At 45.4% G+C, this 13,193-nt stretch carries 11 protein-coding genes; 8 read left to right on the top strand and 3 right to left on the bottom strand.

The genetic code is table 11. The features are described 5' to 3' along the window. Positions 1-19: 19 nt before the first annotated feature. Both COT43_09190 and COT43_09185 read right to left on the bottom strand, forming a co-directional pair. Positions 20-1,180, bottom strand: a complete 1,161-nt coding sequence (locus COT43_09190) for an MFS transporter (protein ID PIS27680.1) — start codon at positions 1,178-1,180, stop codon at positions 20-22. 38 nt (positions 1,181-1,218) lie between these two features. Beyond that, complete coding sequence (locus COT43_09185) at positions 1,219-2,184, bottom strand: sugar kinase (protein PIS27679.1); 966 nt, start codon at positions 2,182-2,184, stop codon at positions 1,219-1,221. 186 nt (positions 2,185-2,370) lie between these two features. Between COT43_09185 and COT43_09180 the strand changes: the two genes are divergently transcribed. From COT43_09180 to COT43_09145, 8 genes are all read left to right on the top strand, one after another. Beyond that, positions 2,371-2,673, top strand: a complete 303-nt coding sequence (locus COT43_09180; protein ID PIS27678.1) for a hypothetical protein — start codon at positions 2,371-2,373, stop codon at positions 2,671-2,673. 9 nt (positions 2,674-2,682) lie between these two features. Continuing rightward, a complete protein-coding gene (locus COT43_09175; protein ID PIS27677.1) occupies positions 2,683-3,018 on the top strand; it encodes a hypothetical protein in 336 nt (111 codons plus the stop codon). An 18-nt stretch (positions 3,019-3,036) separates the two neighbouring features. After that, positions 3,037-5,334: a hypothetical protein gene (locus tag COT43_09170; GenBank protein PIS27676.1), complete on the top strand. Its 2,298-nt coding sequence runs from the start codon at positions 3,037-3,039 to the stop codon at positions 5,332-5,334. Continuing rightward, on the top strand, positions 5,304-5,885 hold the full coding sequence (locus COT43_09165; protein PIS27675.1) for a hypothetical protein: 582 nt from the start codon (positions 5,304-5,306) through the stop codon (positions 5,883-5,885). Before COT43_09170 ends, COT43_09165 begins: the two co-directional genes overlap by 31 nt. After that, positions 5,885-8,065 (top strand): hypothetical protein, encoded by a 2,181-nt coding sequence (locus COT43_09160; GenBank protein ID PIS27674.1) that lies wholly within the window; start codon positions 5,885-5,887, stop codon positions 8,063-8,065. Before COT43_09165 ends, COT43_09160 begins: the two co-directional genes overlap by 1 nt. Before the next feature lie 12 nt (positions 8,066-8,077). Continuing rightward, a complete protein-coding gene (locus COT43_09155) occupies positions 8,078-9,106 on the top strand; it encodes a hypothetical protein (GenBank protein ID PIS27673.1) in 1,029 nt (342 codons plus the stop codon). Positions 9,107-9,186: 80 nt separating this feature from the next. After that, on the top strand, positions 9,187-10,095 hold the full coding sequence (locus COT43_09150) for a hypothetical protein (GenBank protein ID PIS27672.1): 909 nt from the start codon (positions 9,187-9,189) through the stop codon (positions 10,093-10,095). Positions 10,096-10,157: 62 nt separating this feature from the next. Then, positions 10,158-11,936 (top strand): glycoside hydrolase family 9, encoded by a 1,779-nt coding sequence (locus COT43_09145; protein PIS27718.1) that lies wholly within the window; start codon positions 10,158-10,160, stop codon positions 11,934-11,936. Positions 11,937-11,949: 13 nt separating this feature from the next. Here COT43_09145 and COT43_09140 read toward each other — a convergent pair whose 3' ends face one another. Beyond that, positions 11,950-13,188, bottom strand: a complete 1,239-nt coding sequence (locus tag COT43_09140; protein ID PIS27671.1) for a hypothetical protein — start codon at positions 13,186-13,188, stop codon at positions 11,950-11,952. Positions 13,189-13,193: the final 5 nt, after the last annotated feature.

The raw sequence follows: 13,193 nt of genomic DNA, 5'->3' as shown, positions 1-13,193 counted from the left end.
GATTTCGATTCCTTTACTTTTATATTTTTAATTTTGACAAGGTTCGCTTAGTGATCAACCCGACTAAAATCAGCATGATAACAGCACTGATTAAAATGACGGTCAGGTAATGTTCGATTCCATAGTTATCGGAAATAACGCCGATTGAATAATTAAGGAACGTATTTCCCAGTAAAGCGATCGTTAGGATAATGCTGAAGGCTGTTCCGGAGTATTGTGCGTACAAATTTCCGGCGTATCCGTAAAGTACTGGGAAAGCCGGTGAGAAACCGACGCCGAACAACGTCAATCCGATGATTGCCACTTGAAATGAGCCGGCAAATCTCAATATCAACGCGGCGCAAATAATAATTACGATGCAGACAAGCAAGATGATGTAATCTCGCACTTTTGTCAATAAATATCCGAGGAAAATCCGCGAAACCGTCATTCCCAGCATGACAAAAGAGAGCGCATATAAAGCGTCTTTTGACGTTAGGAACAGATGTTTTTCCAGATAAGTCGTTGACCAGTTGCTGACCATTCCTTCCATGCCGCTTTCGAAAAACAGGATGATGCCGAAGAGAATAAGTGTGCCGTTTTTCAGCAAGCCGAGTCCTTGTTTAAGCGGAAAACCTTGGTTGTGTTTCGGTTCGGGAAAACGAACCAGCGAGAAAAAAACGATTGGCACGACGATCAGCAATCCGACGCACATCACGATTCGTTCTGTTGAAAAATATTTACTCAGCGCGCCGACCAAAACCGGCATTCCGAGCGCGCCGATTCCGAAAAATACGCCCAGTAAACTCAGTTTTGCGCCCTTTTCTTCGGCGCTGATGTCGGAGACGACCGCATTCGTTCCGCCGTTGATTATTCCGCCGCCGAATCCGATCAGAAAAAATGCGTATCGAAGTACTGAAAAACTCTTTGCAAAAGCAATTATTTCGACACCGATAAGAATTAGGATCGTTGAAATTATCAGAAGTCCTTTATAGCCGTAACGATCACAAATCGGGCCGAAAATCAGTGAACCCGCAAGAATCCCAAATGGCAACAAAGCGGCTAACGAGCCGACGGTCTGTTGATCGAGTTGGAATTTTTCCGTCAAAAAGGTATTGATGGTTCCCAATGAAATCATCACAATCCCAAACAGCAACATGCCGAGACATGCCGCCCAAAATACTAATTTTCTGTTATACATAAATCCTTATTGATAAGGTTAGAAATTTTGTATTCATCTCAATTATCGGATTCGATCTCCAATTGTGCCAATCGTCCAGCGCCGATTAGACCGGCGTCACCGCCGAGAATACTGGCTTCGATGCAGACCTGATGAATGCTGATCGGTTGCGCCCATTTTAGTGCTTCTGCCCGAATTCGGTCGATGAATTGCGCCGCGGGACCGAACACGCCACCACCGAAGATGATTTTTTCCGGGTTAAATAAACTGACGTAGTTGGCAACTGCCATTCCCCAGAATTCGATGGCGGAATCGATTGTCTGCTTAGCAATCGGGTCGCCTGAAGAATAGGCAACGATAACGTCGTAAGATTTAATTTCATCGATCGGTTTTTGTCGAAGAACGCCGGAATAGTCCGGATTTTTTATGAGCAGTTCACGCGCGACCTTGCCGATGCCTTCTCCCGAAGCGTGGTATTCAAAGCAACCGCAGGAAACATATTCCTGTCTGAATGGTTTGTCCAATGCCATCCACCCTGTAGCTCCGGCAATATCTCGGCTTCCTCGTAGGATTTTTCCGTCGATGAGAATGCCCGCGCCAATGCCTGTTCCGACGGCAACAAAGATAGCGTTCCGGCAACCCTTGGCGCAACCTTGCCATGTTTCGCCCAGAATGTACGCTGCGCGATCGCTGTCGATTTTGATACGAATTGAAGAATCGTTCAGATTCGAAGTCAATTCGTACAGAAGTGGGTAATCCGTCCAGTCAGGAATATTTGGAGCCCAGACTTTTCCGGTCGTTGCATAATAAATTCCGGGAACGGAAACGCCAATTGCGCGAATATCTTCTCGTTTTTCGGCGGCGTATTGTCTGAGTGAAGCGATTTGGTTCAGGATCAGTTTACCGACTTCGCCGCCGGTTCGTTTATCTAAAGGCGAGATGTTACGATGAATGATTTGCCCGCTTTCGTCAAATATTGCGGCCGCGGATTTTGTCCCGCCGAGATCGATGCCGATTACTGCCATGAAGAATCCCTTTCTGAAAAAGCATCGGATAATAGTTCTTTGTAAATAACCGGAAGTAAATATAGCCATGTACATCATTTTAAACAATACCGAAGTGTTTCGTGTCGCGACCAGTGAGAATTCCATAAACGGTCATAGTTATTGATGAAAGATAAGTAAGTTCACCGGAGAAAAATTCAATGATACGTGGGTGTAAATTGGTTCGGCGACCGATCAGAATTCCGCCAAGCAATATCTAAACCAAAAGATGGCATCACCGATTATTCTTTCCGCGGACAAGAAGACTTTAATTATAAGCAATTTCGGTCAAATCTCGTCCTTCGTTGGGAATATATGACCGGTTCGGTCGTGTATTTTGTGTGGTCTCAATGCCTTACGGATTATGAAACCTTCAAACGATTCGATCTTCCAAAAGACACCAAACGGTTGTTCGGAAGCATCGGAGACAACGTCTTGATGGTCAAGATTAGCCAATTATTGACATTGTAAAACCTCCCCTTGAGTCTTTTTGGAAGTGCATGGGCTGATTATGGAAAAATTGTAGGGCGTGTGACGGATAAAACGACCGGTGCACCGCTTCCGGGAACAAACGTCATGATCGAAAGCATCTGGGATAATGGGAAAGTTGTTCAAGTCGAAAATAAGCAAGGAGCCTCATGCGACGCGGACGGCCGTTTCGTCATTCTTAATGTATCGCCGAACATTTATAACATCAGAGCGACGATGATTGGTTACACGCCGCTCCAGATGGAACAGGTTCTCGTCAATATCGACCGCACAATCACGGTAAATTTTGAATTGGAACAAGCATCGATTGAAATGGAGGCTGTTTGAGTCGTTGCCCAGCGAGAAGTGATCAAACCTGACGTTTCCGGAACGCAGGAAGTCATCAATGTCGATCGACTGACTGAATCGCCAATTTTACGCGTTGATGAATTCGTTGGCAAAATCAAGGGCGTCGAACTCGTCTCCGACAATGATGGTAACGGATTGAGTGTGCGTGGAGGGGACGTGCGCGAAACGGACGTTCGCATTGACGGTATTTCTGCCAGAGATCCGAGATCGGAAAACTCCTATCTTTCTTTGAATTCAACATCAGTCGCCGAATTGCAGGTATTGACCGGCGGGTTCGAAGCGAAGTACGGCGGTTTTCGTTCTGGTTTGGTCAATGTTGTCACCAAAGATGGAAGCCGCGACAAGATCAGTGTCTCGCTGAAAATAGACAATACGACGACAAATGATTATAAATTCTTCGGAACTAACCAGTGGAGTAAAGATTCCTGGATTTACAAGGTTTTTACCGATACGACGTACAAGTATGTTGATCCGCGCGACGGAAAAACAAAGACTGTTTGTTACGACGGATTTGCGATGGATAATAAAGGCCAACCTATCGATTCGTTGATCCCTGAAGGCGTGCCGGAAGACTTCTGGACGTTTAAGGGCTGGAATAATAAATTGGAAGGTACCAAGAATTACGAAAAAATCGGACTCATTATTCCACGAACAAAGAAGTTGACCGCCGAACAAAAACGTAAACTCTGGGAAACACAACATCCACTTTACAAATTTGCTACCAAACCGGATATGTATGTCGAAGGTACGATGACCGGACCGGTTCCTGGAAGATGGATTCCTTTGCTCGGAAATGTATTGGAAAAATCCACATTCATGCTGGGCGGAAAATATGAAAACACTCAGTTCGCGTTTCCCATTGGTCCCCGGGATGCATATGTCGATTATAACGGGCAGTTGAAAATAACGACGGTAATTTCGCCGAAAACGAAAATTTCAACAAATGCGCTTTATGCAAAGGTTGAAACGAATACAGGCGGTCGTCCGACGTCGATGGGTGGCGCTCTGCTCGATTATTCCAGCCGGTTCAATTTTCTCAGCAATACACAAAGTTCCGTCGAACAACAGGCGCGGATACTTGGAAGCGGCGACGGTTATGTGAATATGTTTAACAAAAGCCGTCTGCAAAATCTAGATCAACGCTGGTTAATGAGCGGTGTCAAACTCAATCATACGGTTTCTCCAAGAGCATTCTTCACGCTCGAAGCGCAATATACTTATCAGGATAACGAAATCCAGCCGTACTCTTCAGACACATCGGATGCGGATAATTGGGTTTGGGTGGATACGACATTAGGACGAAGTTGGCGTGCGCTGACGTTTCCGAACATTGGTACGCCGAACAGTTCGACAAATACGCTTCAGGATATTAATGATTTATTCAGAATTTATGGTGGACTACAACAAGTCGATTCATCTTATTCTTGGACGTTTAACCTCAGAGGAGATTTAACGGCTCAGATCGGAAGGTTTCATCAAATCGAAGCCGGGTTCGCATTTAAATATTCCTATTCGTTCGTTTATTCCGGGACTTGGTATCAATCCGAAAAGCTCTGGACGCCCGGCATTCCGGATGCTTGGCAATACTACAAGATTGCACCGATCGATGCCGGCTTTTATCTGCAAGATAAACTCGAATTTGAAGGAATGATTGCCTCCGTCGGACTTCGCGCTGATTATTTTAATCCGCAGAAGCCATCTTATAAAGTCAGTTTCCCGCTTGATGAAGATTATCAGGGACTTTATTCGGAAGTTTATGATTATTTAACCGGCGAATGGGGAAGTTACGAACGATGGCTGGTATTTAGAGAATTGCTGGGCGATCCGCCGGGTTGGCCTTCAGAAAAGGTCAGACAGCAATTGAAACTGTCTCCACGTCTCGGCGTTTCTTTTCCGATAACGATCAATAGTAAGTTGTATTTCAACTATGGACATTTCTATCAGCGCCCGAACATCACATTCCTTTACAATTTGGGAATTTCGCAAATGGGCGCCGTTGTTCCGTCAACTGATTTGGAAATGGGGAAGACTGTCGCTTATGAATTTGGTTACGAACAGAGATTCCTGAGAGATTTCCTCTTCAATACAACCATGTATTACAAAGACGTGAAAAACGATCCGCTTAGCCGCCATTTTATCGACTACTGGCAGGAATTCGAAGTCGCTTGCTATTATCCGGACGCTTACTCGGATATTCGTGGTGTTGAAGTACGGCTGGAGAAAACGCTGGGCAGGTTTTTACGTTCTGGGCAAACTATGAATACATGCTTCAGAGCTGGGGACAGCATGGTTTAGATTACGTCTACGAAAACAGAATTCTCGCTGTCAATGAGGAACGACTTGCAAATCTGACGGTCACAGAACCTATACCGAATGCGCATTTCAATGTGAACTTTCATACGCCGAGGAAGTGGGGATTAAATTTGTTTGGTTTTAGACCATTGGCGGGGTTTGTTTTCAATTTTATGGTCGATTGGAAGGACGGCGGGAGGATAACCATTCTCACCGATCCTGTAACCGGCATTGCCCGAAAGGTTGATGCCGTGGACTATTCCAATGTCGATTTGCGCGCATCGAAGGCATTTCAGGTAGCGGGTGTGAATCTGGAATTTGTCGTGACCGTCGTAAATCTGTTGAATGAAAAACGACTTTATACCGGCGGATTTACCACGACACAGTATAGTCGGTACAAAGAGTCTCTGCATTTTCCATTCGAAGCGGGAGAACAGCACGGAGATGATAAATGGGGCGAATGGGATAAAGATTATATAGACCTCGGATGGTTTCAAACGCCGCTGTTCTTGAATCCCAGACGCATTCTGGTTGGTCTGAGAGTGAATTTCTAATGAACGTGAGCGGCTTAGACAATGCAGATGAATTAATGGAGAATGAAATGAATTGGGTCAATAAAAAATCAGCAGTCATGGGGTTAGTCGTACTTTTTCTTTTCATTAATATCCCAATAGCGTTCGGTCAACGAAAGGAATCCGGACGTCCGATGTTTATCGATGTTAATGCCATTAAACTGGATATGAAAAAAGTATCCGGAGAAGGGCAATTCACGACCCAATACAGCTGGGTACTGGCGAATGGAAATGTTTCGAATGAAATTTGGCAGTATCCTCAGGATGAATGGCATTCACGTCTGTTGTATCAGATTTTCAACCCTATCTGCCCGGACAATGACGGTTTTATCAATAATTTTGGTGATAAAAAAATCATTCCGGAGACGTTCGTCAGTAATGGAAGAAACGTATTTTCTCAGGAAATCCGCCGCTATCGTCCACCAAATGTCACGGTCGATGGCATCGCACAAAGCCAGGAATACACATGGGAAACGGATCCGGATCTGAAATCCGACATCTGTGCAGTTTGGGAAGACATTATTCCATTTTGGGGAATCCGGACACATATCGAAGTGTACGGATTCAGTCATCCGCTTCACGAGAACTATCTAATCTGGAAGGCAACTTATAAATTTACCGGCGAGACCAAAACGCCTTTGCAAAGCCCTGATTCCAGCGATGTGTTCCCCGATCAGACGATGCGAATCTGGTGGCCACTCTCGTTCAGTTTTGGCCCATCCAAAGCGGGCGAATATGCAACGATGGGCGGATTTGCATTTGAAGGACAGGATGACCTGGACAGCTGGTTTGCCAGACCTTCGGCATTGTTACCCGGGAACAGGCGCGATTCGCTGTATGTCGCCTACTATTGGGATCACAAAACGCCGGGTACTTCGTCCTATACAAATGGGAGTTCCGATGATACCGGCGATCCCGATCGGAAGTCGGGTCATCTACTGTCGTGTCAAATTCCAGGCTTCGCTCTTCTTCATGCCGCAAAGAATAGCTTCGAAGCGACTGATGATGATTTAACTCAACCGTATTCGATGCCGCACGCAGATATCGAAAATGATTTGTGGGGGCGTCGGGACTTCGGATTGAGAGACACTTATATCGGTCACGATGCGCTGGGGAAATTTCCGCTGGACCCAATAACTGAAGGGGAGATTTCGGCAAGTGCCTACCAAAAAGGGCCGATGCGGTTTATCACTATCGGACCTTACGAACTGGAAAAACGGTCGAATCCCGATGAGTGCGATTCAATCTGCGCCGTCTATGCCATCGGAACGGGGTCGATTTCATGGACTGCCGCCGATACGATCGGCTATCAGTGGTTGAAACAACCCGACGAATCGAACATCATCACCGATTCCATGAAAAATGCAATTATTATGACCGGAAAAGACTCGCTTTTTCAGGCTATAGATCGGGCAAATTGGGCTTGGAATCGCGGATTTGATATTCCCGATCCGCCGCCGCCCCCGGATATGGTCGTGACAAGCGATGCAGATAAAGTTGACATTTCCTGGTCTTATCCAAGCGCGTCGTATTTCAGAGATCCGGACACCGGTATAGATGATTGGTATGCTTGGCGCGTTTATCGGAAAAAGGGAGCCGCCTGGACCAACGATCCCGAAGACAAGCAGAGTGGCGAAACTTGGAAATTAATCTATGAAACAACCGATCGGAACGTCCTAACATATGTTGACAAAAACGTGACACGAGGAGTCAGTTATTACTATGCAGTTACTGCCGTGGATAATGGAACTCAAAACCCAGACGACATCATTCCGAATATGAAACTGGAAAGTTCGCGCTATGTCAACCGCTCCGCATTGCCAGCGATTCCCTTCAAGGCTGGTCTTTCTGTTTCCAATATGGTGCGCGTCGTTCCAAATCCAGCGACAGTCAACGCGGGCGGATTGGGCTTTCCCGGAAATATCAATCAAATCCTATTTGCTAAACTGCCTTATATATGCAATTTAAAAGTCTATACCGAAACGGGTGACTTTATAACAGAAATCGACCATTTTGGAACCGATCAGGAAATCTGGGATCAGCGCACGGACTCCAATCAGTATGTGGCCAGCGGTATTTATATTCTTGTCGTGACCAAAGCAGAATCCGTTGACGGGAAGAAACTTCCAGACCAGTATGTCAAATTCGTGTTGGTTCGATAGGAGGAAATGATTATGAAAAAGTATAGATATTTGCCCTGGATTTTAGCGCTTTTGACGGTTTTATTTTGGATCGATACCAGCCAAGCGGGCTTTGTTAAAAAAGGTCAAGTTGGTTTTCGTTTTCTTGAAAATCCTGTTTCCGCCGAAGCGATCGGGAGAGGCGGTTTGGGATTGATCACTTTTCGGAATTCCAATGCGGTTTTTTGGAATCCTGCCGGACTTGGCTGGATGGAAGGAAAATACGATTTCAATGCGAACTATACGAAAGGCATCGCCGACATCAATTACAATTCATTTGTCGGTGCGGCTCACTTTGGTAAGTTTGGCGTCGTTGCGATCGACCTGCTCAGCATGGATTATGGCGAGTTTCAGGGAACGCGCCGCGCGAATAACGATCAGGGATTTGAAGATACGGATACATTTTCTCCAACCGCGTATTCTGTCGGTTTAACCTATAGCCAGAAAGTCAGCGACCGCTTCTCGTATGGCGTTCGTGTGAAATATGCGGTTCAGGACTTGAACAGCGCGTGGGTCGGACTCAATGGAACCGACGTTGATGATTCAAATCTCGTCATGAAGCAGAGGAATTATTCCGCCTACGAACCTGCCATTGATATCGGAACCGCGTACGATTTTCTCAAGAACGGCATTCGATTTGGTGCGGTCATCCAGAATTTTTCCCGCGAAGTCCGCTATGAGCGAGAGAAATTTCCTTTGCCATTTTCCGTAAGTTTCAGCATTGGAATCAAACCGCTGACATTCTTTTTGCCGGATGAATCGGTTCATTCATTGATGATTGGTTTCGAAACGAATCACCCACGCGATTATCGGGAAAAAATAAGAATCGGCGCCGAATATATGTTTCAGAATTTGCTGATCCTGAGAACCGGTTATATGGCAAATTACGACGAGCGTGGCTGGACTTTCGGTTTGGGAATCCGGCAAGCGTTTTCCGGAGTAAAATACCGGGTCGATTATGCCTATCAGGATTTCGGGATTTTTCAGGGAGTTCATACTTTTACGATTGGACTTTCTCGTTGATATTGATGAGGTAATTCCGACGAAAGTCGTAAATTTTGCATGAAAAGCCCCAATCGGTTCTTCAAAATGAAATGAGGGTTATGGATAAAAAAGATTATCTCTTGTTATGGATTGTAGGCGCTTTTTGTGTTTTCGTCATTTTTGTGGGATTTTCGGGAGCAAACGGAGCAATGCCCAATGATCCGTCTGTTGGGTTGATTTTACGATGCGATGATATCGGCATGACGCACACCGTCAACGTGGCGATCCAGCGTGTGATCGAATCCGGATTGCCGGTTTCAACGTCGGTAATGTTCGTCTGCCCGTGGTATCAGGAAGCGGTGGACATTCTCAAAGCGCATCCGGAAGTTTCGGTCGGTATTCATTTAACACTGAACGCTGAATGGAAAAATTTTCGCTGGGGACCGGTCGTTGGCGTTTGTGCGGCGCCCAGTTTGGTGGATACATGCGGATATTTTTTCCCGTCACGTGCTTCTTTTGAGGGAAATCATCCGAAAATTGATGAAATTGAAAAAGAATTGCGAGCGCAAATCGAACGCGGGATTGCTTCCGGGCTTAAAATCGACTATGTGGATTATCACATGGGTACTGCGGTCAGCAAGCCGGAATACAGGAGAATTGTCGAAAAATTAGCGGCAGAATACCGACTCGGCATATCGCGGTATTTTGGAGAAGTCGATGCGCCGAGTATTTATGCGCTAAACCCATCCGTTAAACCGGATAGTCTGGTCGCAATTGTCAAAAGACTTCCCACCGGTCGTCTAAACCTGCTTGTTTTTCACATCGGACTCGAAAACACCGAAATGGATGCGATGATTGATATGAATTCCTTCGGACTTTCAAATATGAGCCGCCATCGAAATGGTGAATTAAATGCTTTGATGTCTACAGACTTTCGTAACATACTCTGGACAGGGAAATACCATTTGATGACTTATCGTGATGTGATCCGGAAAGTCGGTTTGGTAAATATGAAAAGTCCCGAATAATAAAAATTAAATTGAAGAAGAAATCGGAGATAACTTTGAAACGACATGGAATTTGGATTTTTATGCGGGTTATGGTTGCGACGTTGTGCGTGTCATTATTCCTAATCGCCGCGGATAATGGAGTTTTTATTCGAGCCAATCAGGTTGGTTATCTTCCCGACGATGAGAAAGTCGCCATTGCTTTTTCGACAGCGCCGTTAGTCGATCAGAAATTCGATCTCATTGATGCGATTACCGGAAAAATCGTCTGGTCATCACCTAAAATTGGCGCGGGCGTCGGAGTATATGGGAATTTTTCATATCATTTTCTTTTGGATTTTTCCGCTTTTCAGGTTCCCGGTAGATATAAAATCCAGTTAAAAACTGTCCATGCGGTTTCTTTGCCATTTACGATTGGGAAGAATGCCTATGACGGTTATCAGGAATTCATTGTCCGATATATTACCCAACAACGTTGCGGTTACAATCCGGTGCTCGATCAAGTTTGCCATCAAAAAGACGGGCGAACGATGTATGGACCGATGCCGGACAGCACGTACATCGACGCGAGTGGCGGCTGGCATGATGCGGGGGATTATTTACGATATTTATTGACTTCAGGAAATACGGTTTGTCGTCTGTTGTTTGCCTATAAGCAAAACAAAACGAAATTTACGGATGTAGTCGATGAATGGGGTCATGCCGGACCGAATGGTATTCCGGATGTTTTAGATGAAGCGAAATGGGGACTCGACTGGATGCTGAAAATGCACCCGAAACCCGATCAACTCTTTCATCAGGTTGGTGACGACAGGGATCATATCGGGTTCAAACTTCCTTATTTGGATACTGCCGATTACGGTTGGGGAAAAGGTGGATATAGACCAGTTTACTACGCGACAGGAAAACCGCAAGGATTGAGGAAATTCCAAAATACTTCGACTGGAATTGCAAATCTCGCCGGACGATACGCCGCGGCGATGGCAATGGCTTACGATATTTGGAAAAATGACTTGAAAGATTTGAATTATGCCGAGCGGTGTTTGAAAGCCGGCATCGAAGTTTATAAAATGGGTCTAAAACAACCCGGCTGTCAGGAAGGAACGCCCTGCACACAACCGTACCGATATTACGAGAATACATGGGCGGACGATATGGAGTGGGGCGCGACGGAACTGTTTAAGTTAACCGACCAGCAGAAGTATTTAGATGAAGCCAAGATTTTCGCGAAGATGATCCAATCAACGTCATGGATGGGTTCCGACACAGCTCGACATTACGAATTTTACCCGTTTATGAATATGGGACATTACGCGCTTTTTGAAGTTGTTGAACCGTCGTTCCGCGATACGCTCATCGGCTATTACCGTTCTGGAATCGAGGCGGTTTTAAAACACGCGCAATCGAATCCATATCTCGTCGGAATGCCTTTTATCTGGTGTAGCAATCATCTGGCGGCGGCGTTTGTGACGCAATGTATCCTCTATGAAAAAATGACTGGCGATAAGCAATTCCGTCCCGTTATGTCCGCGCATCGCGACTGGCTTCTCGGCAGAAATCCATGGGGCGTCAGTCAGTTTGTAGATATTCCGGAAAAAGAGGGCAACACGCCGCGCTATCCGCATTCTGTGATGACTGGTTTAAATCGAAGGATTACCGGCGCGATGAACGATGGACCGGTTTATGCTTCAATTTACAATAGCCTTGCAGGAATTCGATTGGTCAACCCCGACCCGTATGCAAAATTCCAGTCCGATCTGGTCGTGTATCATGATGACGTCGGCGACTATTCGACCAATGAACCGACATTGGATGGAACCGCCGAAGCGCTTTTCTTCATCGTGACTTTTGGGAGTGAATAATCGCGCGGTGGGCTTAACCACCGATTAATTGAACGATCTGAGATTCGGTGATCTTCCGGGAATATTTTAGTTTAACTAAATTGCTTTTAGCCCTCAAAACCGACGTCTGCGCGTTCATCTGATCCAATATCGTGACGAGTCCAAGTTCGTACTGGCGCGTGACCAGATCGAGGTCTTTTTGGGCGGACGAGAGATTTTTTTCCTGAATGGAAATCAACGAATTATATGTTTCCAGGCTGGAGTAATAAGAAGCCAGTATTTTCCGGAGGTCTTGCTTTAATTGTGTGATTTCAAGATCGATTTTATCCACATCTAATTTGCTTTTCCGAACATCTTTTCGCTTGTTGAATCCGTCGAAAATCGGGATGTTAGCGGAAATACCGATTGAATTAGACAAGTTGGACGATGTACTGCCGGATCCGCTTTTTCCGATGGAATAATTTGCCGAGATCGATGGCAGAAAGGATTCACGTGAAATCTGAACGTTCAATTGTTTGACTTTCCGGTTCTGTGTGAGTGTTAGGATATCCCGGTTTTTTCCAAGCATTGTATTTTCAGCGGTTTTTAAATCGGGAACCACGATGACTTCCACATCGACTTTTTCAAGTGCAATTTCAGTGTTTGGCTCGCGTCCCAGCAATGTAAGCAGATTCCGTTGCTGATTGGTATGATTCATTTGCTCGTTTACAAGCAGACTTTCAACTTCGCCTTTCTGAACTTCCGATTTCAGAACATCGGATTCCGTTTTAATACCCAACTTATACATTGCCTGAATTTTACGGATATTTTCGTCAGCGGCGAGAATATTTTCCTCATAAACCGCCTTTAACGCATCGGAACTGAGAATGCCATAATAAGCGGATTCGATCTCTTGTCTGACCTGAGATGCGAGATCATCCGAATTCGTTTTGGCGATACATTCCTGAATTTTAGATATTTTGATGTTCGTCAGAAGGCCGGGCTGATAAATCGACTGGTTGACGCCGCCACTCATACTCCATCTCGAACTCCATGAATTCTGAGATGAATTTTTCTGCCCATTTCCGGAAGCGGAAGCGCTTACCGAAGGAAAAAGCGACGAGTAGGCTTGTCCGGTTTCGATCTGCGATTGCCGAACGGAGATCAAACTTTCGCGAATCGATGGATTGTTATGCAACGCCTCGTCGATTGCCTGCTGTAGAGTCAGCGATTCGGCTTGTATTGTTGTTATTGATAGAAATAAAATCGAGATAAAAAATAGGTATCTTTTCATGAGTT

Source organism: Candidatus Marinimicrobia bacterium CG08_land_8_20_14_0_20_45_22, assembly GCA_002774355.1.
GTDB lineage: Bacteria > Fidelibacterota > UBA2242 > UBA2242 > UBA2242 > 0-14-0-20-45-22.
This window is presented reverse-complemented; position numbering and strand designations above follow the sequence as displayed.